15 protein-coding genes, 1 tRNA gene and 1 pseudogene are annotated in these 24,812 nt (G+C 65.9%); 13 read left to right on the top strand and 4 right to left on the bottom strand.

What is annotated here, in order from left to right; genetic code table 11:
* Positions 1–27: 27 nt before the first annotated feature.
* The 7 genes from AC5Y4T_RS03740 to AC5Y4T_RS03770 are packed head-to-tail and all read left to right on the top strand — an operon-like array spanning position 28 to position 5,421.
* Entirely contained in the window at positions 28–1,029 is a 1,002-nt protein-coding gene (locus AC5Y4T_RS03740) for an AAA family ATPase (protein ID WP_499952098.1), read from the top strand.
* A gap of 18 nt (positions 1,030–1,047) precedes the next feature.
* Positions 1,048–1,914, top strand: coding sequence for a DUF58 domain-containing protein (locus AC5Y4T_RS03745; protein WP_499952102.1), 867 nt, complete (start codon positions 1,048–1,050; stop codon positions 1,912–1,914).
* The gene (locus AC5Y4T_RS03750) at positions 1,904–2,377 is read left to right on the top strand and encodes a hypothetical protein (protein WP_499952103.1); all 474 of its coding nucleotides are present in this window, start codon (positions 1,904–1,906) and stop codon (positions 2,375–2,377) included. The genes AC5Y4T_RS03745 and AC5Y4T_RS03750 overlap by 11 nt, the downstream gene beginning before the upstream one ends.
* Before the next feature lie 41 nt (positions 2,378–2,418).
* A complete protein-coding gene (locus tag AC5Y4T_RS03755) occupies positions 2,419–3,345 on the top strand; it encodes a vWA domain-containing protein (RefSeq protein ID WP_499952329.1) in 927 nt (308 codons plus the stop codon).
* A complete protein-coding gene (locus AC5Y4T_RS03760) occupies positions 3,342–4,262 on the top strand; it encodes a vWA domain-containing protein (RefSeq protein ID WP_499952106.1) in 921 nt (306 codons plus the stop codon). The genes AC5Y4T_RS03755 and AC5Y4T_RS03760 overlap by 4 nt, the downstream gene beginning before the upstream one ends.
* Complete coding sequence (locus AC5Y4T_RS03765; protein ID WP_499952109.1) at positions 4,259–5,002, top strand: hypothetical protein; 744 nt, start codon at positions 4,259–4,261, stop codon at positions 5,000–5,002. Before AC5Y4T_RS03760 ends, AC5Y4T_RS03765 begins: the two co-directional genes overlap by 4 nt.
* Positions 5,003–5,022: 20 nt before the next feature.
* The gene (locus tag AC5Y4T_RS03770) at positions 5,023–5,421 is read left to right on the top strand and encodes a YchJ family protein (protein WP_499952113.1); all 399 of its coding nucleotides are present in this window, start codon (positions 5,023–5,025) and stop codon (positions 5,419–5,421) included.
* A 21-nt stretch (positions 5,422–5,442) separates the two neighbouring features.
* On the opposite strand, the gene AC5Y4T_RS03775 is transcribed toward AC5Y4T_RS03770, so the two are convergent.
* Both AC5Y4T_RS03775 and AC5Y4T_RS03780 read right to left on the bottom strand, forming a co-directional pair.
* Positions 5,443–5,516: transfer RNA gene (locus AC5Y4T_RS03775), tRNA-Cys, on the bottom strand.
* 98 nt (positions 5,517–5,614) lie between these two features.
* A complete protein-coding gene (locus AC5Y4T_RS03780; RefSeq protein WP_499952116.1) occupies positions 5,615–7,021 on the bottom strand; it encodes an aldehyde dehydrogenase family protein in 1,407 nt (468 codons plus the stop codon).
* 217 nt (positions 7,022–7,238) lie between these two features.
* On the opposite strand from AC5Y4T_RS03780, the gene AC5Y4T_RS03785 reads away from it, so the two are divergent.
* Entirely contained in the window at positions 7,239–8,165 is a 927-nt protein-coding gene (locus AC5Y4T_RS03785) for a TPM domain-containing protein (protein WP_499952117.1), read from the top strand.
* Here AC5Y4T_RS03785 and AC5Y4T_RS03790 read toward each other — a convergent pair.
* Together AC5Y4T_RS03790 and AC5Y4T_RS03795 are read right to left on the bottom strand one after the other, a co-directional pair.
* On the bottom strand, positions 8,155–8,856 hold the full coding sequence (locus AC5Y4T_RS03790) for a Type 1 glutamine amidotransferase-like domain-containing protein (protein ID WP_499952119.1): 702 nt from the start codon (positions 8,854–8,856) through the stop codon (positions 8,155–8,157). The genes AC5Y4T_RS03785 and AC5Y4T_RS03790 overlap by 11 nt on opposite strands.
* Positions 8,853–19,580 (bottom strand): BTAD domain-containing putative transcriptional regulator, encoded by a 10,728-nt coding sequence (locus tag AC5Y4T_RS03795; RefSeq protein ID WP_499952121.1) that lies wholly within the window; start codon positions 19,578–19,580, stop codon positions 8,853–8,855. Before AC5Y4T_RS03795 ends, AC5Y4T_RS03790 begins: the two co-directional genes overlap by 4 nt.
* 239 nt (positions 19,581–19,819) lie before the next feature.
* Here AC5Y4T_RS03795 and AC5Y4T_RS03800 point away from each other — a divergent pair, with 239 nt between their 5' ends.
* From AC5Y4T_RS03800 to AC5Y4T_RS03820, 5 genes and pseudogenes are all read left to right on the top strand, one after another.
* Positions 19,820–22,390 (top strand): SpoIIE family protein phosphatase, encoded by a 2,571-nt coding sequence (locus AC5Y4T_RS03800; protein ID WP_499952123.1) that lies wholly within the window; start codon positions 19,820–19,822, stop codon positions 22,388–22,390.
* Positions 22,390–22,716, top strand: a complete 327-nt coding sequence (locus AC5Y4T_RS03805; RefSeq protein ID WP_499952124.1) for an STAS domain-containing protein — start codon at positions 22,390–22,392, stop codon at positions 22,714–22,716. Before AC5Y4T_RS03800 ends, AC5Y4T_RS03805 begins: the two co-directional genes overlap by 1 nt.
* A 27-nt stretch (positions 22,717–22,743) precedes the next feature.
* Positions 22,744–22,938, top strand: a pseudogene (locus AC5Y4T_RS03810) (nitroreductase family deazaflavin-dependent oxidoreductase); the annotation flags it as partial.
* Between the two features lie 226 nt (positions 22,939–23,164).
* Complete coding sequence (locus AC5Y4T_RS03815) at positions 23,165–24,097, top strand: SAM-dependent methyltransferase (protein ID WP_499952126.1); 933 nt, start codon at positions 23,165–23,167, stop codon at positions 24,095–24,097.
* Positions 24,094–24,729 carry a class I SAM-dependent methyltransferase gene (locus tag AC5Y4T_RS03820; RefSeq protein WP_499952127.1) on the top strand — a complete coding sequence of 212 codons (636 nt, stop codon included), beginning with the start codon at positions 24,094–24,096 and terminating at the stop codon, positions 24,727–24,729. Before AC5Y4T_RS03815 ends, AC5Y4T_RS03820 begins: the two co-directional genes overlap by 4 nt.
* Positions 24,730–24,812 lie beyond the last annotated feature (83 nt).

Consider the following 24,812-nt stretch of genomic DNA (forward strand, 5'->3'; position numbering starts at 1 on the left):
ACGGCATCTGGGTATCCCAGCGGGCGTATGTCTACAGCACGAACACAACCGGATCAGCGCGAAATCGATAGCGTCCGGGGGACCGTCGATGCCATCTCCCAGGCATTCGCAGCCAAGATCGTCGGGCAGCGCGAGCTACGGGAGTCGCTGCTGATCGGCCTGCTCGCCGGCGGCCACATCCTGCTCGAAAGCGTTCCGGGTTTGGCCAAGACCACCGCCGCGAAGGTGCTTGCCGAGTCGATTCGGGGCCGCTTTCAGCGCATTCAGTGCACGCCCGACCTGCTGCCCAGCGACATCATCGGCACTCAAATCTACGACTCGGCGACCAACTCTTTCGTCACCCAACTAGGACCGGTGCACGCCAACATCGTGCTGCTCGACGAGATCAACCGATCGAGCGCCAAGACACAGAGCGCAATGCTCGAGGCGATGGAGGAGCGGCAGACCACGATCGCCGGACAAGTTCACCCCCTTGCGGATCCATTTCTGGTCATCGCCACTCAGAATCCCGTCGACCAGGAAGGCACCTACCCGCTTTCCGAGGCGCAGACCGATCGCTTCCTGCTCAAGGAAATCGTGCGCTACCCCTCCGCGCAGGAAGAGGTAGAGGTCGTGGCGCGGATCGACGCCGGTATCTACGACAAGGCACGGCCCACTGCGCCGGTGGTCAGCCTTGAGGACGTGGTGCGCGTCCAGGAGGTGGTGCGCCACGTTCACATGGACCGTGCGCTGATGCTCTACGCCAGTCAACTGGTCGACGTGACGCGCCACCCCGCACGGGCGTTGCCCACGCAGATCGCGCGGCTGGTCGAGTACGGCGCCAGCCCACGTGCCACCATCGCGTTCTGCAAGGCGGCCCGGGCGCAGGCGGTGCTGGCCGGGCGTGCGCACGTGCTGCCCGAGGACATCGCCAAGCTCGCACACCGGGTGCTGCGGCACCGGCTCATCCTCGGCTTCGAAGCGGCCAGTGCCGACATCACCGCCGAGGTCGTGGTCGATGCCGCGCTACGGGCTGTCCGGGTTCCCTGAGGCGCCGAAAGGCCAATCGTGGGTAAGCACCTGAACCGGGCAAAGGCGCACTTCGGCACCGACACCCGCGGTCTGCTAGAAGGCGGCCGCTACGCGCTATTGCATACGCGCAGCATGGAATTCGACGATCTTCGCCCCTACGTTCCCGGCGACGACGTGCGAGACATCGACTGGAAGGCTTCCGCCCGTTCTGGCGGCGTGCTCATCAAACGATTCGTGTCCGAAAAGCATCACAAGATCCTGCTTGTCGCCGACGCCGGCCGCAACATGTCGGCGCTGGCCCCGAGCGGAGAGTGCAAACGCGATGTCGCCGCGCACGTTATGGGCGCGGTGGGGTTGATCGGATTACGACGGTCCGACCAGATCGGCATGGTCTACGGCGACCGTCGCGGCTGCGTGAACATTCCGCAGCGGCGCGGCGAGTCGCACATCGAGGGCCTGCTGCACCGCTGGTACCAGCACACCACGGCCCGTGCCGGCCGTAGCGAGGTCACCGCCCAACTCGACTACGTCGCAACGCATTACCGACATACCATGCTCATCATCGTGGTGTCCGACGAGCCAGACGTCGACGATCGGCTGGGCGAAGTGCTCACCAGGCTGGCGGGGCGCCACGACATCATGTGGGCGATGGTGTCGGACATGCCTGCGGTGGGTCCCGACGACCTCGACGGGTACGACGTGAACACCGGTCGTTTCGTCCTGAACGGAGCCGACCTCGGCCCACGGGTCGTCACCGCGTACCGCCGCGCCGAGCAGAAGCGCCGCGAGCGCCTCGATGCGTTCCTGACCGCTCACGCCATCGCGCACGCGACGATCGGCGGCAGTACGGACATCCGGCGTGAGCTCGTTCGCCTGACCGAGGTGGCCGCCCGTGCCGGATGACCTGCTGCGCCATGTGTTCGGTCCGCAGCCGTACTCGTCATACTGGCTGTGGTTGGCCATCCTATTGGTTCTGGCTGTGATCGGTTGGTACGTAGGCGTTTTCGTGTGGACGCTGCCATCACATCGGTTGCGGCGCATCCCGGCCGTACGGCGAATGCACGCCCGGCTGATCCGCAACCGATTCGCCCGCTGCGTGCAGCGCATCGCCGGCGAGCACGAGGTCGGGCGACTGTCGGCTCCGGCGGCGTGCGCCGCAATCAGCCGGACGGTGCGCAGTTTTCTGCATCAAGCGACCGGCACGCGCGCCCAGTACCTTCAGATCGGTGCGATGGTCGACGGGGACTTGGCCCCGGCCGCGGCGCTGCTCACCCGGCTCGGTGACGCGCAATTCAACGCCGAGTCGCGCGTCGATGTCGCCGACGTGAGTAGCCGGGCGCAGGAGCTGATCCGCTCGTGGACTTGAAGTGGTGGCCAGTAGCTGCCATCGGAGCGGCCTGCTTGGTCGTGATTGTCGCGCTGGCGGCGTTGCTTCCGATGACCGCCGCTCGGAGACGGCTGCGACCATTGGCCAACGTCGCACGGCTTACCCGGCTGCCCGAGTACGCGAAAGTCGCTCGGCTGCGCTCGCTCTCGACGATTGTGACGTTGGTCGTGCTGACGGTCATGTTCGGCGCCGCGACCTGGGCCGCGGCCCGTCCCACCGTGGCGAGCAAGGATTTCGACGCTGCTCACCCCGAGGACATCATGCTGTGCGTCGGGCAGCCGGCGACCGATGCGACGACGACTGAGCTGCTCGACTACTTCGCGCGACAAGCCCTCGCGTCCCCGCAACGCCAACGCATCGGCCTGACATCGGCCAACCGCCGTTTGGTGCCGCTGACGCGCGACCATCAGTATGCAGCCGAGCGGTTCGGCGACTATACCGGCGCCCATGAGACGCAGTCGGCATCGTTCGCCCCGCCGGTGTCCTACACCGACTACGCCGCAAGCGTCAACGACGTTCTCGCGCTGTGCCTCTCGGGGTTTCCGTCCGACGAGCAGCACAGCAGTGACCGGCGCTCGGTCATCTATCTCGGTCCGTCGGATCTTCGCGCCGCCGGGGAGCAGCGTGCCGCTTTGTTCACCGATGGCAGTGTCCGAGCCCTGGCCGAGCGCGCCGGGGCCCAAGTGAATGTGATCGACACCGCCCCGTCACCCGCGAGCGGCGCGCTGGTCGCGCTTAGCGAGCGGACCGGTGGCCGGTACGCCGTGCCGACCACGAAGTCAGTTGCGGCGATTCTCAACGAGATTCGCGCCCACACACCGTCGGCGCGCCGCGCCGACGGCACCATCCTCACAGCGGACCTCCGCGATGCGCCGGTGGTACCACTGGTGATCGCCTTAGTGTCGGCGGCAGTGCTGTCGGTGGCCCTGTTGGTGTTGCGCCGATGACATTTCAGCCCGTGCTGCCCTGGCCGATCCTGGCTGTCGTTGCTGCTGCACTATTGCTGGCGCGCCTGGTGGCGCCGCGCCAGGCGCTCCTGTCGGCCGGACGCCGAAAGCGGGCCGCGCTGCGGTGGACCGGGGTGACGTTCGCGGTGCTGCTGCTCATCGCTGCGACCACTCGTCCGGCACTTCTCGATGACGGAAACCGCCAGGGCGCAACGGCCGTCGCCGGAGCGAACCTCAACGTGTTTCTCGTCGTCGATCAGTCGGCCAATTCGAGCGTCGAGGACTATGGCAATGGTCAACCGCGGATCGCGGGCATGCGCGACGACATCGCGGCGTTGATCAAGCAGTACCCGGCGGCCCGGTACGCCCTGGTCGGCTTCGCCTCAAAGGCCTCACTGAATTGGCCGCTATCTCAAGATGTTTGGAGCCTGCGCCCAACCATCGCCGCGCTCGGCTCCCAGCCGGTCAGTCCCGACGCCAACGCGGGAGCGGCGGACAATGTGCTGCGATACCAGCTGATCGAGGCGACACAGCAATACCCGAGTTCGCGGAACGCGGTGTTCTACCTCGGATCGGGTGCGCCGGGATCGCGCGCGCCGCAGGGCGACTTCAACGTCATGCGGGGGTCGGTGGCCGGCGGAGCGGTGCTGGGCTACGGCCGCTCCGACGCGATCGATGAGGGCGAGTTGCACAGAATCGCAGCACAACTCGGCGTTCCGTACGTACACCGCGATCTCGGACAGCCCCTGCAACCGAACCTGCCCGACACACCGCATAGCCGGGCGGACGCCCTGAACCGGACCGAGCTGTACTGGCTACCCGCGCTGCTTGCCGCCGGGCTGCTGCTCGCCGAGATCTACCTGTCCGTCCGCGAGTTTCGTCGTGGCCGCATCGCGCGACGGGACTTGGCGTCATGACGCCCGGGCCGGCGCGACTGCGGCTGCGACGACGGCTCCTGGCCTACTCGGCCCCCGTCGTCGCCATCGCGCTGCTGGTCGCGATGAAGCTGTTTTCGGTTGTGTTACTCGGTAATTCGGCAGGCCACGCCTTCACCAGAGGCGACGCAAGCGCGGTACGGGCCGATGCGGCGATCCTCGGAGTCGCCAATGTGGTGGAACCGGCGCGAGCGCCGTTCGCCGAAGGCACAGCCGCCGTGCTCGACCGCCGACTAGAGGATGCGGACGCCCACTTCACCGACGCGGTGGCGCGCAGCGGCACCGTCGGCTCCTGTCCGGCGCGGGTCAACCTCGAATTGGTCCGCGAGACCCAGGGCGACCGGGCGGCAGCGGCAGGGGACCGCGCACGCGCCGACGAACGCTACGCGAGTGCGTTGGCGGTCGTCGGTGCCGCGCCGCGAGGGTGCTTCGCCGCCAACACCGACCCGGACCCGCAGCGGCACCTGATCCGCGATGACGCCGCAAACCGCTTGGCGGCCAAGAGGACTGCGATGGCTGCTACGCCGCCTGCGCCACCGCCTCCGCCACCACCGCCACCGGCCGCGCTGCCTCCACCGCCACCGCCCCTCGCTGTCATCACGGGCGACGGCCGGGAAGTGCCTCCACGCCGGCTCGATCCCACGGGCGGCGATCCGCTCGACAAGCTGCAACAGGTGCTGCAGGACGCCGCAGGCGCCGCACCCCCGGGCGACTCGCCCTAAGGGTCTGTCAAGCTTTTGATGTGAACGACCTTCTCGGGCCGCCGTGCCCGTGCGGCAGCGACAGAAGCTATCGCGCCTGTTACGGGCCGCTTCACCACGGCGAGACACAGGCCCAGACGGCCGAGGAATTGATGCGATCGCGGTACTCGGCCTTCGCCTACGGTCATTCGGATTACCTGTTTCGCACGTGGCACCCGCGAACCCGCCCGGCGGATGTGACCGCCGACCCGGACATCGCCTGGACCGGCTTGCGGGTGATCGCCACGCAGGCCGGCGGGCCAGACGATGATTGCGGAGAAGTGGAATTCACCGCCGACTACGAGTCCGGGGGCCGCGCGGGCCGCCTGCATGAGCGCAGTCGCTTCGAGCGCCGCGCCGGTCGATGGTTCTACCTCGACGCCGCCGCGGAAGATCTGTAGCCGCCTTTCGCGTCGAGAGCCTGGAGCGAGTGACGGGATTTGAACCCGTGTATACGGCTTTGCAGGCCGCTGCCTAGCCGCTCAGCCACACCCGCACAACTCGTAACCATGCCAGCGCACGTCGGCGTAGCCCAGAGTTTCCCTCGGCGCGATCATTTCGTGCACCGGCGGCGGTCACCGCGCTGCTAGCCGATTAGAGGCCGATGTAGACCGCTTTGGTGTTGAAGTAGGCCTCGATACCCTTGCGGCCGCGCTCGCCGCCCCACCCCGACTGCTTGTGACCGCTGATCGGCATCGACGGGTCCGCCGCAAGCGAGGAGTTCACCCAAATCTGGCCCGCGCGAAGCTCGTTGACGACGCGGTGCGCGCGGGACAGGTTCTCGGTCCAGATGGAGCCGGCGAGCCCGTAGTGCGTGTCGTTCGCGGCGGCGATCACCTCGTCCTCGTCGTCGAAGGGGATCACGCAGCCGACCGGGCCGAAGATCTCCTCCTTGATGAGCCGCATGTCCGGCGTGGTGTTGGTGATAATCGTCGCCTCATAGAAGTAGCCCTTGCGGTCCATCGGCTTACCCCCGGTGATCACCTGCGCTCCACCGGCCACGCCGTCGTTGACAATGCCTTCGACGCGCTTGCGCTGCTTGTCGCTGATCAGCGGTCCCAGAACGGAATCGGGGTCATCGCTGCCGCCCATCGGCAGCATCTGCGCGAATCCGGCGAGGCCGTCGACCACCTTGTCGTAGATGCCGCGCTGGACATACATCCGCGAGGTGCAGGAGCAGTTCTGGCCGGAGCCGGCGAGCAGGCCCATGCCGGCCCCCATGATCGCCTTGTCGAGGTTGGCGTCGTCGAACATGATCAGCGGTGACTTGCCGCCGAGCTCGAGCGTCAGTCGCTTGAGGTTACCCGCGGCCGCCTTCACGATCAGCCGCCCGACCTCCGTCGACCCGGTGAAAGAGATCTTGTCGACGTCCGGATGCGCGGTGAGCGCGGCACCCGTGGTCTCGCCGTAGCCGGTGATGACATTCAGGACACCGTCGGGCAGACCGGCCTCGCGGAAGATCTCTTCCAACTTCAGCGCGGTGAGCGGCGTCTCCTCGGCGGGCTTGAGAACCGCGCTGCACCCCGCCGCGAGCGCGGGCGCAACCTTGAGCATCGCGACGAAAAATGGCCCGTTCCAAGGGATGATGAGGCCGACGACGCCGACCGGCTCGAGCTGGGTGAAGGTGTGGTAGGTCTCCCAGGTGCCGAGCAGGCCGTCGGACACAAGATTGGCCGACTCGCCATGAATCTTGCCGACCCAACCGGCGTAGTACTTCAGCATGTCCACCGACACCGGGATGATGTGGCCGGCGGCCGTCAGGTTCATACCGTTGTCTTGGGCCTCGAGCGCGGCCAGTTCGTCTTTGCGTTCCTCGATAATGCGCGCGGCGCGGAAGAGGACGTTCGCGCGGTGCGACGCCGGCGCCTTGCGCCACACGCCCGACTCGAAGGTCTCGCGTGCCCGGGCCACCGCCGCGTCGACGGCCGCCTGGTCCGAATCGGGGACCTCCGCGATCTGCTCCTCGTTCGACGGGTTGAAGACCGCAATGGTGTTACTCAATGTCCCTCAGGGCCCTTCACTCGAAAATCGCTGTCGCCGCGCGACAGAGGTTACGCGCTTAACCAGAGGGTGTCCAGTGTGTGCGGGGATCATGCCGAATGGAAGACGCAGGCGGATTCTGCTGGTCACCGCGGTGCTGTTAAGGAATGCTCAATCCGCTGGCCGGGGCGTTCAAGCTACGCCCGCGCCGCCTCGGATTGGCGGCTAGATTACGCATATGCGGGTTTTTCGCCTGTTCGGCGTCGTCCTGACAATTCTCACAGCGGTGCTGCTTTGGGCAAGCCCCGCCGGCGCGCAGCCGCCTTCCAAGCTCACCGACCACATCACCGACAACACCGGGGTGTTGTCGGGTTCCGACCGGGCAGCGGTCAGCGATGCCCTCGACCGCCTCAACCGCGACCGCCACATCCAACTGTGGGTGGTCTACGTCGACAACTTCTCCAGGTTCAAGCCCGACAACTGGGCCGACCGAACCCGCAGTGCAAGTGGGATGGGCGACCACGACGCGCTGCTGGCGGTGGCCACGAATACAAAGTCGTACGCGTTCGACGTGCCGCCGCAGATCCTCACCGCCGCCGAGTCGAACAAACTGCGTACTACCCAGATTGAACCGGTACTGGGCGCTAAAGACTGGAGCGGCGCCGCGGTCGCCGCGGCCGACGGGTTGGACAAGTCGGCGAGCTCGTCCAAGCCGGCAAGTTCGTCGAAACCGCTCTGGCCGCTGATCGCGATCGGCGTTGTCGTGGTGGTGCTTATCCTCGTGTTCCTCTTGCTATTGGTGCTATGGCGCGCACGCCGGCGTCGGCGCGCCGGCGCCGCCCGGAGTGGCGGGCAGGTGGACATTGGCGCCGGCGATCATCCGGCGCAGCAGGCGTTGTCCACCGCGGACGCGAGGGTGCGTCAAATCTCCGATTACGTCGCCAGATATCGCTCCAACATCGGCTCCGAGGCCCAGGCGCGGCTCGACGAGGCGAAACGGCATTTGGCAGCGGCACACGGCACGGCAGCGGGGAACGGCTCTGACGCAATCGCGTATGCCAACCGGGCATCGGCCTTAGCCGCTCAGGCACAAACGTTGGCCAACGCTGACGTCCTCGAAGCGCACCGCACGCCACGACGACGAGGGAGTACTTCTACCCGGTGATCGGCGGGATCAACTCGGACTGCACCCCGCGAGCGCTTTCGGAAGTCAGTCTGCGCGCGGGGCGACGCAGGGCCTCGATGGTGCCGTCTGTGTGCGCGATAACGCCACCGCCGGTAGGAATTCCGAGGCCGGCGACCGATTCGTCAAGCGTCTGAATCGCTCGCGTCAGCCGCGCCCACCCGGCTCGCTCGTCGTGCGCGTCGACAATCAGGGGAACGAGATCGAACACATCGAGCAACTCCGTCCCCTCTGTGTCGGGTGTTTCAACGATGCCATAACGCCCGAGCTGAACCGCTCCGGCCGAAATGCCAACCAGTACAGCACCTTTGGCGTACCGGTCCAGGATCACGCCTTTCATGCCGGTTTCCTCGAACGTAGTCCAGCCGAGCCGCACATCGCCGCCCGCGAGGACGATCAACTGGGCATGATCGAGGAACGCGCGATCGTCCGGGCCAAACGACGAGTCGATCATGCGGCGATCGCTGATTCCCACGGCATCCACTGCCGCTTCGAAGATTTCGTAGAACTCGCAACGATCGCCGTTGGAGGCGCCGATGTACGCCGCGGTCAGCGGTGCGTTCCGGGCCAATCCATCGAGGGCGCACTCAAGCAGCAGCCTGTCGTCACGTTTCCAAAACAGCAGCTGGCTGTCCGCCAGCAGAAAGAGCGGTTGGGGTTGGGGCGCCGTCACTTTGCCTGGTTTTCGCCGGTGAGCTCGTCGAACCTCGCGAGTGCTGCATCGAGGTCCGCCGCGTCGAAGACCTCGATGCAGTTGAGCCTGTCGCCACCAACCGTCAAAATGCTGACCTCTTGCCACTCGGCTTCGAAACCGTCGGGCGACCTTCCGGTCGCCGCGTGAGTGACGACGGCGCCGCGCTGGCTCAACCGATGCGCCGCAACTATGCGGATGGTGAGGTCGGGCGTTTGGTCCAGCGCGCTGCGGAGGAATTTCATCAGCTCCCCGGGCGCCATCGCCGCCCCGCGGCGGTGGTCGATGTCAACGAAGTCTGTTGTCGTCGTTGGAAGTTCGCCCCGGTTGAGTGCGGCATAACTCTCGACGACGGCTGACCACGTGCGGGCCTGGGCGGCTGCTTCACCGGCTAGGTAGCGGGTTTCGAGTTCGTCAAAGGCGGCGTCAATGTCCTCGACATCGAAGGCGACCTGCGCCGCAATACGTGCCTCGCCGTCGATTTCGGCGAGGACGAGCATGCCGACGCTGAACTCCCCTTGCCGCACATCGCGGTTGGGCGAACAGATGCGAGTCAGGGCGAGGCGCTCTCCCCGGGTCGCGATGACCGCCCACGTTGCGGGCGCCGCGTCGGCAAGGGCTCGTAGGTTGGCGAGTACGGCGTCGCGACCGTCCCAGAACCCGGAACTCGTCACGCGACGACGATCGTCGACGAAACTGTCGTCGGTCAGTATCCGGGCTAAAGCCACCCAATTGCGGTCGCGGAAGTAGACATAGTAGAGGTCAAGTACCCGGCTTGCCGCGTTTTCGGTTTGCCGCGGCGTCTGCGCTTCCAGTTGATCAAAGCGCGCCAGCGCGGCATCGAGGTCTGCCTCGTCGAACACCTCAATGCGGTTGATCAGGTCGCCTTCCAGAGTCAGAAGGGTAGCCTCGTGCCACTCGGCGTCGAAGCCGTCCGGCGAAGTCCCATGCGTCGACTGTGTGACGACCGCTCCGAGATTGCTCAGCCGATGTATCGCATCGACGTAGATCTTGGCTTGCGGCATCACTTGCCAGGTGGCGTGAATGTACGGAACCAGATCGCCCGGCGAAAACGCTCGCCCTCGCCGGTGGTCCAGATTCACCCAATCCGGTGTCGTCGAGGGGAGCTGGTGTTCATTGAACCCGGTGAAAGAGCGCAACAGCGTCGACCACGTATGCCTATGAGCGGCCGCTTCTCCTGCCAGGTAACGTGTTTCGAGCTCTTCGACCGCGGCGTCGATGTCTTCTGGGTCGAATGCAACGAGGGCCGTGATCCGCGCTTCGCCTGAGATCTCGACTACTTGTAGGTAATCGACGTAGAACGCTTCGGACTCTGCGTGGCTGCGTGAGTACCTGGCACGAGTGAGGGCAAGGCGCGTCCCGCGGATGGCAACGGCGACCGATTTCGCATGTGTGACCTCGACGGCGGCGACGGCACGCAGGTCTTCGACTAGAGCCTCCTGACCGCGCCGGACCCCGTCCCCTACCACGCGTCGGCGGTCGTCGCTGAATAGATCCTCGGAAAGAATCTCGGTCATTGCGGCCCAGTCGCATCCCTCGTAGTACGCCAACAGGTGCTCGTATACGCGCGTGGCCGCGTTTTCCAGCCGCTGCGCCGGCCGGCTGAGTTCCTCGAACCGCGCGAGCGCGGCGTCGAGATCTGCCTCATCGAAGACCTCGACACGGGTGTAGAGGTCGCCTTCGAGTATGCCGATAACGATTGCCCGCCACTCAGCGTCGAAGCCCTCCTGCGAAGTTCCATGCGCAGCCTGTGTGATGACCGCCCCTTTGTCGGTCAGCCGGTGCACCGCCTCGATGTAGACGCTGATGTCGGGCATGAGGTCCCACAAGCTAGGAAGGTATCCGGCCAGGCCCTCTGACTCGGTCGTCAAGACCGCTCGATGGTCGATGAGGACCGATTCCGGTGTCATGCCTGGAAGTTCGTGTCGATTGACCCTGGAATAGCCCCGAGTGATTACCGTCCAAGTGCGCAGGTATGCGGCAGCCTCGCCGGAGAGGTAGCGCGCGTCGAGTTCCGCTAAGGCAGCGTCGATGTCGTCGGTGTCGAATATGACCATCGCAACGATCCGCTCGCCGGCGTCGATCTCAACGACGCCGAGCCACTCGGCGCCGACCTCGCCGAGCATGTCGCGGTTGAAGGCACGCGCATGGACGAGGGCAAGGCGCTCTCCGCGGGTCGCAAAGAGGCTCAGCGATATGGTCTTTGCGCCGACCTCTACGGCGGCTCGCAGGTCCGCGATGTGCAGATCTCGACCCCGACGAACTCCTGCGTTCACTACACGACGGCGATCGTCTACGACAAGGTCGTCGGCCAGTAGCTCTGCCATGGCGCCCCAGTCTGGGGCCGAGAAATAAGCTTGGTATCGGTCGAGTATTGGGCTTGCCGAGTTTTCCAGCTGTCGCGCCTGCGGTTGCAGTTCCTCAAAGCGGGCAAGCGCGGCGTCGACGTCTGCCTCTTCGTACATCTCGCAGCGGCTGACGAGGTCGCCATCGACTATGAATAGGGCGGTCTCTCGCCAAACGGCATCGAAGCCGTCTTGTGAGGTCCCGTGCCCCGAATACGAGACGACCGCACCGTGACTCGTCAGCCGATGCACAAAATCGATGCGAATTTTGATGTCAGGCGCGACGTCGAAGGTGGCACGGATGTAAGGCGCTAATTCGCCCACCGCAAAAGAGATGCCGCGTCGATGGTCAACATTCACCCAATCCCGCGTTGTCGAAGGTACCTCGTGCCGGTTGAGTGCGGCGTAGCCAGCAGCAATCGCCGACCATGTGCGAGAGTAGGCGGCCGCCTCACCGGCGAGGTAGCGAGCGTCGAGTTCTTCGAAGGCGGCGTCGATGTCATCGACATCGAACACTATGGACGCCGTGACTCGATTGTCGTCGTTGGTTTCCCCGATGCCGAGCGCCGCAGCCTGGAATGCCTCGGGCTCCTGCTCCTGGCTCGCGAAGGCGAAACGAAACAGTGCGAGATGCGCTCCGCGGGTCGCAACCACGGTTGCCCTAACATCGCTCATCCAGACGTCGCTGGTGGCAAGCCAATTCGCCATCTCGGCGTCACGGCCTTGTCGCGTCCCGGCGTTCAAGACTCGACGGCGATCTTCTGAGAAGAAGTCGTCGGCGAGTAGTTCCGCCATGGCATTCCAGTCGCGGCTCGAAAAGTGCGCCAGGAATTGCTCGATCACCCGGGTTGTGACGTTGGACAGGCGCGATGCCGGCCGGCTGAGCTCGTCGAATCGCGCGTTCGCGGCGTCTAAATCGTTCTCGTCAAACACTTCACAGCGACTTAGCCGGTCGCCATCGACGATGAGAAGCATCATCATGCGCCATTCGACGTCTAGGCCGTCGGGCGAGGATCCGTGTGGACAATTGGTGATCAACGCTCCAAAACGGCTCAGTCTATGTACTTGTTCGATGTGCACGTGAAAATTTGGGGTGAGATCGAAGATGCTGTGAACGGCCGATGTCATGTCGTCCGCGGCGAATAGGGTGCCTCGCCGATGGTCGATGGTCACCCAGTCCTCTGGGGGAAATTCATGCCGGTTGAACGTCGCGTGCACGCCTGCCACCGCCGCCCACGTATCCGCATAAGTGGCTGCTTCGCCTGCCATGTAACGGATCTCGAGTTCGTTGAAGGCGGCGTCGATGTCGTCGGGGTCGAAAAGAACCCGCGCAGTCATCCGATTATCGGCGTCGACCTCGGTGATGCCGAGCATCTCGGTCTGGAATGCGTCCGGCCGCTGGTCTCGTCCCGAGAGGCGGATACGCACTAGGGCGAGGCACTGTCCGCGGATGGCGATTGCGGTCGACGTACTCTTCGTGGTCCCGAGGTCGGCGGTCGCCCGCATGTCCGTGATTTTGGCGTCCCGACCGTGTCGGATTCCGGCGTTCACCACGCGGCGGCGATCGTCGGCACAAATGTCGTCGGCCAATATTTCGCGCATCGCGGCCCAGTCGCGGGCCGCGAAGCATGTCTGGAAGCGCTCGTCCACGCGGCTGGCGGCGTTTTCCAGCCGCCGCGGCAGCGGGTGCAGTTCCTCGAACCTGACGATCGCGGCGTCGAGGTCGGCGTCGTCGAAAACTTCCAGGCGGTCGATCAGGTCACCCTCAACAGTAAGCAGGCTGACTACTCGCCACTCGGCATGAAAGCCATCATCCGAGGTTTCGTGCGTCACCGAGGTAACCACAGCGCCAAGGTCGTTAAGCCGATGCACTGCCTCGACGAAACTTCTTAGGCCATGCGTGGCGTCCCAATTAGCAATTAACACCGACGTTTCACCTGGCGCAAAGGACACTCCTCGCCGGTGATCGATGTTCGACCAATCAGCTGTCGTCAGCGGGTGCTCGTGCCGATTGAGTACGGCGTACGCCTCGCTAATCACCGCCCAAGTATGGGCATGATCGGCGGCTTCGCCTGAAATATAGCGAGTTTCGAATTCCGCGATAGCGCTGTCGAAATCGTCAACGTCGAACACGACGCGTGCCACGATCCGCTCGTCCGCGTCGATCTCGACAACCTCGAGGGCATCGGTATGGAAGCCCTCGGGACGCTGGTCGCGGCCCCACGTCCGGATTCGGCTGAAGACGAGGCGCTGACCGCGGATAGCGATGACATCCGAGGTTGCGTTGGTAACGCCGATCGCCACAAGCGCCCGAGCCTCGGCAAGCATGGCTTCGCGGCCGTGCCGCAATCCCATGCCGACGACGCGCCGACGATCGTCGTGCGAAACGTCGTCGGCCAGTCCTTGTGCGAGAGCTGGCCAGTCGCGGGCCGCGAACCTCTCCTGGATGCGTTTGTTCGCGCGGCTTGCCGCATTTTCCAGTTGCGGCGCCGGTCGGGTCAGCTGCTCGAACCTCGCGATCGCGTCGTCGAGAACCGATTCGTCGAAAACTTCAGTGCGGTTGATCATGTCGCCATCGACCGTGAACACGGCGATCCCACGCCACTCTGCGAGCAAGCCCTGCTGCGAAGTTTCATGCGCCGCATAGGTGATGACCGCCCCGACGTCGCTCACCCAATGCACTTGCTCGACGTAGACGGTGATGTCCTGCTCGGAGTCCCATCCCGCGCGGATGTATGCGTTCACATCGCCGGGCCCGAACGCGGTTTCCCGTCGGTGGTCGACATTCACGCAGTCCGGCGTAGTCGACGGCAACTCGTGCCGGTTGAGCGCGGTGTAACTGCGTGCAACGGCGCACCACGTGCGCGCGTGGACGGCCCCTTCGCCGGCGAGGTATTGAGCTTCGAGCTCGGCGATGGCGGCGTCGAAGTCTTCGACGTCATACGAGACGACACTCGCGATCCGGTCATCGGCGTCGATCCCGACGACGTTGAGGGCATCGTCTTGGGCCACGTCGGGGTCGCGGCCGGTGGCGCGAGTCCGTGCGAGGACCAGGCGGTCTCCACGAATCGCTATGGCGCTCACCATTGAAAGCGTGAATCCGACTCCTGCCGCCGCCTGCAGGTCCCTGATTACTTCGTTCCGCCCATGTTGAGTTTCGGCGCTCACTATTCGTCGGTGATCGACTCCGACGTAGTCGTCACTCACCATTTCAGCCATGGCGTCCCAGTCGCGAGTCGCGAAATGAGACCAGACGCGGTCGAATACGCGCGCCGCCGCGTTTTCCATTCGCGGTGCCGGTGCGTCGAGCTGTTCGAATCTCGCGAGCGCGGTGGCGAGGTCGGCCTCGTCGAACATCTCGCAGCGGTTGACCATGTCGCCCTGGACCGTCGAAAGGGCAAGGTGTCGCCATTCGGCGTCGAGGCCCTCATGCGAAAATCCATGCGACGCAGCGCTGCAGACCGCTCCGAGATCGGTCAACCGGTGTACAACCGCGACGTACGGTTGGATCTCTTGCCCGATGTCCCACCCGGCACGGATGTATGCGGGTAGCTCACCGGGTGCAAACGCGGTGGTCCGCCGTTGATCCATAGTCACGCAATCGGTTGTCAGCGCGGGGAATTCGTGCCGCCTGATCGAGGCGTAAGTTCCGGCGATCACCGACCACGTGTGAGCGTGCGGCGCCGCTTCGCCGGTGAGATACCGGGCATCGAGTTCGGCGACGGCGGCGTCGAAGTCGTCGAGGTCGAACGCGGCCATCGCCGCGATCCGGTCGTCGGCGTCGAGTTCGACGATCTGGAGGAAGTCGACGCGGAATGTCTCCGATTCCAAGGCGCTTCGCGCGTAGCGGGCACGAGTGAGGGCCAAACGCTCCCCACGGGTTGCAACGGTCTCCGAACGCGCATCCGTCACATCGATGTCGGCGGCCGACCGGTAGTCTTCGATCGCGGCATCCGGGCCGCGTCGGATCCCGGAACCTACCACCGAACGACGATCGTCGCCGCAGTAGTCGTCGGTGAGGAGCTCGGTTATCGCGTCCCAGTCGCGGGCTTTGAAATTCGCGTGCAGGCGCTCGTATGCCCGCGTCGCAGCATTATCCAGCCTCCGCACATGCTCGTGCTCGAGTCGAGCGTAGGCCGCGTCGAGTTCGGCCATCGCGGCGTCCATGTCATCGACGTCGAACCACACCTGTCGCACGACTTGGCCATTCTCGTCGATGGCGTATAGCTGGAGCAGCTCGTCGTGCGGCGCTCCGGGACTCTCGTCGACAGTGCTCGTCATCAAACGAGACAGAGCCAGCCGCTCGCCTCGCGCAGCGACCATGACATAGTCGATGCGCGTGGCGCCCGCTTCCAGCTCACGCCTCACCTCACGTCGCCCCGCGTCCGATGGGTGGTCAACGCCGACGATCTTCCGCCGATTCTCGATCGAGACATTCGGGGCGAACAACCGCTCGAACTCATCCCAGTCCTTGCGATGAACGGCGGCCATCACGCGTTCGCCCACTCGCACGCATTCGCTGTCCAATTCGACAACAGGCACTTCGGGAGGAGCCGGGGTGGGCGGCTGAGCTGGCTCGCCGAGAACTTGCCGCGCCACGTCCGCAAGCGCCGCAGCGCCTTTTCGCTCATACAGATCGACCGCCCGCTCGGCGGCGATGCGCGCTCCCGCGATGTCGCCGGCGGCGCCCAGAACGGTCGCCAGCGTCAGGCATGCGTCGCCGTGATCGACCAGGGCGTCGGTGCGTTCGGCCAGATTGACCGCCTCCTCGGCGACCCGTCGAGCCGCGTCAAAATCATTGTCTCGCGCCAGTAGATGCGCCCGAAGCGTCCGCCATGCGATCGACGCCTTCAGCGCGTGGCCGGCGAGACGCTCACTCTCCGAGCATAATTCACGAGCCTCGTCATCTCGACCGAGCGCAAGGCAGCCCCGGCCCAGCAGCGCTGCGGTCTCGGCGGTATCGGCGTCCAGGCCCATGCGGCGAAAGCCGTTGTAGGCCTTGCGCAGATGGGACTCCGCGGCGGCGGCATCATTGCCGATGAGTTCGACGATGCCGGCGAACTGCTCAACTTCCAGCAACGCGTGGCGCAGGCCGAGCTCGGTCAGTGTTCGCCGGGCCGAGTCGATCATCCGCCGGGCCGCCGCCGTGCGGCCGCGGAACGCCTCCAACACCGCCTGGCATCGCGTCGAGGTGGCCTCGACGGCGGGGGAGTCGGTCGTGATGCGAAGCAGCCGCACCACGTCAAGACACCTTCCGCCCGCGCGCGGAACAGGATTGGGGCCCCACAGCGCCGCGAGCGGCGCGCCCGCCAAAACCGCGTTCACCCGGCGGTGTTCGCGCGCCCGACGCGCCGCGGTGAGGGCGTCGTCCAGAGCGATCTCGCAGTCGCCGATTCGCCCGAGACGCGCCAGGCACCCGGCCCGGACGGTGTGCGCCTTGGCTTCCCCGGCGGCGTCGTCCAGCTCCGCCAGTTTGGCGGCAGCCGCACCCAACGCGATCTCCACCTCGTCGAGCCGCTCGGGATGAATCAGCATCGACAGCTGACCGTCGAAGCACGTCGCCCACGCCGCTAACCGGGCCGAATCCGCTGCGGCGGCTTGCAATTGAGAGACTGCACCGGCTGCGGGGGCCACGTCACCCGCGGCCAGCAGAGCCTCGCAGCGCGCGACCAATAATTCAACGGTCTGGTCGTCACGGTCGGGGAGCTCGTCGTCGATGTCCTCGAGCGCGTGCAGGGCGTGATCGTAAAGATCGGCGGCACCCTCGTAGGCGAGTCGAGCCATCGCCTGGTCGGCGGCACGCCGACAATAAAAGGCCGCCTTGGCTGCGTTTCCCGCCCAAGCGCATTCGAAATAGTGATGCGCCAGTTCGGCCAGCAACTCGTCGTCGGCGCCGGGCAGCGTCTCGAGTGTCGTGGCGATGCGCTGGTGCAGTCGCATGCGCCGCACGGATGCCAGCTCGGCCAGCAGTGATTGCCGGACGATCGCGTGGTTGAAGCGGTAGTACCCGCCGGGCTCTTCGATGACGATGCCGGCCTGGCGCGCTTCGTCGAACGCGTCGATGAGGTCAGTTCCTACCACCTGCTCGACCAGATCAAGGGCAAACCGGCTGCCGACAACAGCGGCCGCGGCAAGGGCTTTGTTGGTGTCGGCAGGGAGCCGAGAAAGCCTGCGGCTGACCGCTTCCCGCACACCCTGGGGCAGGGTGCTCTGGTCCCACACGCCGCCGCTCTCGTCGACATGGCGCAGAGCCTCGATGAGGAAGAAGGGGTTACCACCGGTGACAGACGCCAATGCGTGGGCGAGTTCCTCGTCGTCGTAGCCCGCCTCGGCCACGTAGGCCGTCACGTCGTCCTCGTCGAGTCCGCTCAGCGTGAGCCGGTTCGCCGTCCCGTCGCGATGCAGGTCGGCGAGCGTCGCGGCGAGGGGATGTGAGCGGTCGAGGTCGGTGCTGCGATAGGTGCCGACGATCTGCACGCGGGCGTGGTCGCCGAACCGCAGCAGATGTCGCAACAGCAGCAGTGTCGGCTTGGCTGCCCAGTGCAGGTCGTCGACGATCATCACCACCGGCGCGCTCTTGGAGGCGATTTCGAGCAGGGCAACGACGGCATCGAACAACGCGTAGCGCTCGGTGTCGGGATCGGCGTGTGCCGGGGGAGTGAGATCGGGCACCACATCGGCCAGTCCGGGCACAAGCGACAGCAACGCCTCGACGCCGCGCACAGCTCTCAGCCGGTCCGCACCCACGCACGGCGCTAGCGAACGCAGCGCTTCGGCGAACGGCTGATAAGGAGCCCCGAGATCTTCGTCGCAACGGCCGTACAGGACGACCGCCCCTTGCTCGTAGGCCTGTTGCGACCATTCACCGGCCAGACGCGTCTTGCCAACACCGGGTTCACCGGCAATCAATACGGCGCGCACACCGCCGGCCAGCGCGGTCTGCCACGCCGAAAGCAGCCCTTCGAGTTCGCGGCCACGCCCTACGAACGGCCCAGGCCCAACGAGTACGGCGGGGAAGTTGGGCCGCTCCATCGGCATCTCGGGCGCCGGTGAATCCGATTGGTCTGCACCGGTTTCCAGTCGCAACTCGAAGACATGCTCGGGCCGCGCGAGGTTTTTGAGCTGACGCATTCCCAGGTCGGTGAGCATGACGTCGTCGGCCAGCGAGTCGATGACGAGCTCGGCGGTCGCGCCCGAGCACAGGATTTGGCCGCCCTCGGCCAGGGACCGCAATCGGGCAACCCGGTTGACCGCTCGGCCGAAGTAGTCGCCGTCGCGCAGCTCGACCTCGCCGGTGTGCAGCGCCATGCGGACACGGATGGGGTCCCGCGAAGCCCACGGCTCGTGAGCAATCGCGTCCTGCAGCTCGATCGCCGCCGCGACGCCCGCAGAAGGACGGTCGAAGACCGAGAACGTCGCATCACCCTCACCGCGCGTCTTGATCAGCCGACCGCCACGTGACGTCACGACCTGTTCGACCAGCTCATCGTGGCGGGCCAGCGCGACGGCCATGGCGCCGGCATCCGCCTCCCATGCGGCCGTCGAGCCCTCGATATCGGTGAGCAGGAACGTCACGGCACGCGTCACCGACGGAGCGCTCTGCGCGACAGCGATATCCAGCGACGCGTCCTGCGTGACGATCGCCGCCTCGAGCCGGCGAAGTTCCGGCCCCGGGTCGACCCCGAGATCGTCGGCAAGCAGCGACCGGGCCCGTTGATACGCGCCGAGGGCCTCACCTTGCCGGCCGGCGCGGTACAAGGCGAGCATCAGCTGGCCCCATCGCCTCTCTCGCAGCGGAGCGTCGGCCACCGCGCCCTCGAGATCACCGATGACTTCCGCGGCACGGCCGGTGGCCAGCAGTGCATCGGCTCGGTCCTCGACCAGCGCGGCGTGGCTCTCGACCCATCGCGTCCTTTCGGACGTTCCGCGCCGGCCGTCGGGCAGCTCGGGGGCTCCGCGCCAGAGGGCAAGGGCCTCATCGAACCGGGCCAGCGCTTGGCTGGTATCGCCCGCGGCGGCGGCCTCGCGTCCCAGCCGGGCCGTCGATTTATAGCGCGCGGCATCGACCTCGCTTTCGGCGAGAGTCCAGCCCGCGCCCTGGGTCACCACGAATCCGTCGCCGAGGGTGCGACGCAACGAAGAGATGTGGGTTTGCAGGGCCTTGGCGGCGGTGCGCGGCGGATCCTGACCCCAGAGCAGCTCGACGAGCGTGTCGGCCGGCACGACGGAACCGCTGTGCAGTCCGAGCATCGTGAGGATGGCGCGTGGTTTCGCGCCCGGTATGACGACGGACGCTCCGCCTTGCCGGACCTGAAGCGGTCCCAAAACGCCCAGTTCCACCGATGAAAGCGTACTCACGTCAGCTATCTTCGGCGGCACAATTCAATACCTGGTCAAGATCGAGTAAAGCCCCGCTGCCTGCAGTTCGTCGAGCGCCCGCAACCTCCCGTGACCTCGGCGGATGCCGGCCAGCTACTGAGGCCGGCGCTGGCCCGTCCGCAGCTGCAAAGGTCGGCGTGGTGCTATACCCATCCGGATACCGAGCATTCGCGTTCACCGGACCGTTACCGTTGGTACCTATGCACAGCGACCAGGGCGAGTCCGCCTTCACTTGGCAGGGCCGGCGCGAACTGGTGAGCCGGATGCATGATCAGCTCGACGATCTGGTGGCGGCGCGCGACCAGATGGAACAACTGGTGCGGGTCATCGTCGAGATCGGCTCCGATCTGGATCTGGACGTGACGCTGCATCGAGTCCTCAAGGCCGCGATGGAGCTGACCGGTGCCCGCTACGCCGCCCTGGGCATCCGCGCCTCCGACGGGACGCTCGTTTCCTTCGTGCATGCGGGAATCGACGTTCAAACTGCCCGGCGGCTCGGCGATCTCCCGGTCGGCGATGGTTTGCGCGTCGACGACCTGAGCGCCCATCCCGACACCGTCGAGCTGGCCAGACACGAACCGCCGATGCGCGCGCTCCTCGGCATCCCGATTACCGTGCGGGCGGCCAACTTCGGCAGCTTATACCTGGCCGACGACCGGCCCGGGCGGGTGTTCTCCGACACGCAGGAGGGCGCCGTACGCGCCATGGCCACGGCGGCGGCCGCCGCTATTGACAACGCGCGGCTCTTCGAGCGAGAGCGTGAATCGGCGAAATGGACGAAGGCCAGCCGCGAGATCACCACCGCGCTGCTGTCGGGCGACCCGCAGACGGGGCCGTTGCAGCTCATCGTGAACTTGGCACTGGAGCTGGCAGGCGCCGAGCAGGCCATCCTGCTGGTTCCGCGGGAGGCCGAATTGCCTGCCGACCAGGTCGATACCCTGGTCGTCGCCGCGACTGCGGGCCGCTACTCCTCGGAGGTGATCGGTCGACAAGTTCCGATGGAAGGCTCGACCACCGGCGGCGTGGCCCGCCGCGGCCTTCCGCTGATCACCGATTCCTTCCAATACCCGATCGAGGGCTTCACCGATGTCGGTGAACGCTCCGCGATCGTCATGCCGCTGATTGCGGATGACGCGGTGCTTGGCGTCATCGCCGTGGCGCGAGACCCGCACCAACCCGCGTTCGGTAACGATTACCTCGATCTGGTCAGTGACTTCGCCCGGCACGCGGCGATCGCCTTGGCACTGGCGGCGGGCCGCGAACACGCGCTCAACCAGGAACTGGCCCAAGCCGACACCGTCGATGACGCGGTGCAAGCCGCCGCCGAGGAACTGCGCCGGCTCTGGCGGGCGCGCCGCGTTCTGGCCGTCACCTTCCCGACGCAAAACTCCTCGACCGAATCCGCCTATTACACACCGCGAGTGGTATCGGTTGGCGAGCCCGCGCAGTGGGACGACCTGGCGCCGCACATCCAGGCGGCGCTCAGCGCTTTGCGCGACGGAGACCTGCTCACCCCCAATGCGGCGCAACCCGGAACGGCGGGCATAGCGCTGCAGCACCCCGAAGGCGTGCTCGTCGTCTGGATGGACTTGACCGCGCAGCGCCCGTTCACCCTCGAGGACCAGACCTTGCTCACCGTCCTGGCCGGCCGCCTCGGCCAGGGTTTGCAGCGGGTGTACCAGGTCGATCAGCAGCGCGAGACCGCACTGGCATTGCAGCACGCGATCCTGGGTCCCGCCGATCTGCCCAACGGGTTCGCGGTGCGCTATCAGGCCGCGACGCGACCCCTCCAGGTCGGCGGCGACTGGTACGACATCGTCGATTTGGACGACGGGCGCATCGCGTTAGTCGTCGGCGACTGTGTCGGGCATGGTCTGGCCGCCGCGACCGTGATGGGCCAGGTTCGTAGCGCCTGCCGCGCGCTATTGTTCGAAAACGCAAGTCCTAGTGCTGCTCTCGCGGGGATGGATCGCTTTGCCGCGCGGCTGCCCGGCGCACAGTGCACCACCGCGGTCTGTGCGGTGCTCACCCCCGAGACCGGTGAATTGGTCTACTCGAGCGCGGGTCATCCGCCGCCCATCCTGATACACGGAGACGGCAGCACCCAGATCCTCGACGATGGCCACACCATCGCGTTGGGGATACGAGGCGACTGGACTCGCCCCGAAGCTCGCGTTTTCATTCCGGCGCGTTCGACGCTGTTGCTCTACACCGACGGTCTGGTCGAACGTCGCCGCCTTCCGCTCGACCATGGCATCTCCCGCGTCGCGGACGTCGCGCAGGACTCCCGTGCCTCGAAACTGGACGATCTGGCGAACCAGATCATGTCCCGCGTCGCGCCGCGCGACGGGTATCAGGACGATGTCGTGCTGCTGCTCTACCGCCACCCGGCCCCGCTGGAACTGATGTTTCCCGCAGACGTCAGTCAGCTCGCGCCGACCCGTAATGCTTTGCGCAACTGGTTGACTCGGGCCCGGTTGGACCCCGAGCAGGCCCTGAACGTGCTCGTCGCCGCTGGGGAAGCCGTCGCCAACGCGATCGAGCACGGTCATCGTCATAGACCGCAGGGCACAATCCGGCTGGGGGCGGTCGCACTCGGCGACGAGCTTCAGTTGACTATCACCGACACTGGCACGTGGAAGGCTCCGCAACCGGCCTCCTATCCTCATCGCGGCCGGGGCATCCCACTGATGCGAAGCCTCATGGGTGATGTCGAAATACGGCCCGATGCCGGCGGCACCACCGTCCACCTATCCACGAGGATCACCTGATGACCACCCCGCTCATGCTCGATACCGCGCGCGGCAGCGCCGGGAATTTCGTGTTGGTCGCCGCGGGGGAGATAGACATGAGCAATATCGATGCGTTCAGTCGGGCGTTGGCCAGCGCCGCGACGGAGGCCACCGGCGACGACGCAGCATTGCTCGTCGACCTCAGCGCGGTGGAGTACCTGGACAGCGCGGCCATCAGCATCTTGGCCGCTCACGCCGATAGCATCAGGCTCGTCGCGCACCCGATCCTGATGCCCGTCCTCAGGGTCAGCGGTCTCGCCGAACTGACCACCATCGAAGCCGCGCCGCCCACAGCGGGGCAGTGACGCCTGCCACACACCACGTTCGCCCCGCACAACATTCGCGCCAATCCTCGCGTGTCCGTCGAGATCGGCTCGGAACCTGCGAAGCCCGCGATCGCGCGCGAATTGCCGCGTGACCAAAGGGATTCGGTATACCCGGTGGTAGTCGAGCGCGCCCCTGGGTTCGGCGAGTACCAGCAACGCACGGATCGGCTCATCCCGGTCTTCGAATTGGTCACCGTCTGAAGGTCTGAAGACACGGGCTGTCAAGGGCGTTCATGCTCGCCAATTCGGCCAGTCGACGGGTCAATTGCCGCACAATAATCGGCGCGGGCTTTCCTTGCCCCTGGCGCGAATGGACCGGGTGCAACTCGGAGGGCCACGAGGACCGGGCGGGCTATGGGAACTTCACGAGCTCCTGGGTCGTTATGCCGGCTAAGTAACCTGTGAATCCGAGGGGGACAACAGCCGCATGCCACGTACAGACAACGACACCTGGGATCTGGCCACCAGTGTGGGCGCGACCGCGACGATGGTCGCAGCCGCGCGAGCGATCGCGACGAACGCCGACAACCCGCTGATCGAAGACCGTTTCGCCGAGCCGCTGGTGCGTGCCGTCGGGGTGGACTTCTTCACTCGCTGGATATCAGGCGACCTGGTGGCCGCCGACGTCGACGACCACGAGTCGGGCTGGAAGCTCGGACACATGCCCGCCGCAATGGCCGCCCGGACCCGATTCTTCGATTCGTTCTTTCACGCAGCGACGCAGGCCGGGATCCGGCAGGCCGTGATTCTGGCATCGGGCTTGGACGCGCGCACCTACCGGTTGGCTTGGCCGGCCGATACGACGGTCTTCGAGATCGACCAGCCGCAGGTGATCGAATTCAAGGCCGCCACGCTGGCCAAGCTGGGCGCCGCCCCGCAGGCCGAGCTGCGCACGGTCGCCGTCGATCTGCGCAATGACTGGCCGAAAGCGTTGGCCGAAGCCGGTTTTGACAAGAGTCAACCCACGGCCTGGATCGCGGAGGGACTCTTCGGGTATCTGCCGCCGGAGGCGCAGGATCGACTGCTGGACAACATCACCGCACTCAGCGCCGACGGCAGCCGGCTGGCGTGCGAAGCTATTCCGGACATGTCAGAGGTAGACACCGAGAAAGCGCAGGAGATGATGAGCAGGGCCGCCGCCAAATGGCGTGAGCATGGCTTCGACCTGGAATTCGGCGAGCTCGGTTACCAGGGCGAGCGCAATGACGTCGCCGTGTACCTGGACAACCTGGGGTGGCGCTCCGATGGCATTCGGATGAGTGAGCTGTTGGCCGACTCCGGTCTTGATGCCATTCCGCAAACCAACGACTCCGTGTCGATGGCCGACACCATCTACTACAGCTCGGTGCTGAGCAAATGACCGCGCCGCAGCGACGAGGGCTCAATGAGGCCGTCACGCGGATGTGGAGCTTCCTCGCGCCGGCGTACGATCTGCCCTTCCTGCAACGGTGGGTGTACCGACCACCGCACAACGAGGTGATTGCCCAGCTGCGCGACCACGGGGCACGCAAGATCGCTGATATAGCCTGCGGCACAGGCATTTTGAGCGATCGAATCCAGCGCGAACTGCAGCCTGACGAGATCTACGGCGTCGACATGTCCGACGGCATGCTCGGCCAGGCTCGGGCCAGATCGGATCGGGTGCAATGGATGCGCGGCCCGGCCGAGCGGCTTCCGTTTGACGCCGGCGCCCTCGATGCGGTCGTGACGACGTCGGCCTTCCACTTCTTCGATCAGCCGGCGGCGCTGCGTGAATTCCATCGTGTGCTGGCTCCCGGTGGCCTGGTGGCCGTTTCGGCGCTGAGCACGCGGCAGCCGCGGCTGCAGTCATCTGCGAACGCTCGATGGAAGCCGCAGCACAACACGTCCGCGCCCGAGATGCGAGCGTTGTTTGAGGACGCCGGGTTCGTCATCACCGATCAACACCGGATCCCGCGCCCGGCGTGGACAGCGCTGGTGTCCGACCTGCTGACCGTCGGCACGAAAAGCTAGAGCCGGCGCCGGGCGTGAAACACACTCGGCAGGCAAGCGAAGACGCCCGCTTCGCCAATCGGCGAAGCGGGCGTCTTGTCAGC

The sequence above is a fragment of the Mycobacterium sp. NGS11 genome (genome assembly GCF_059813315.1).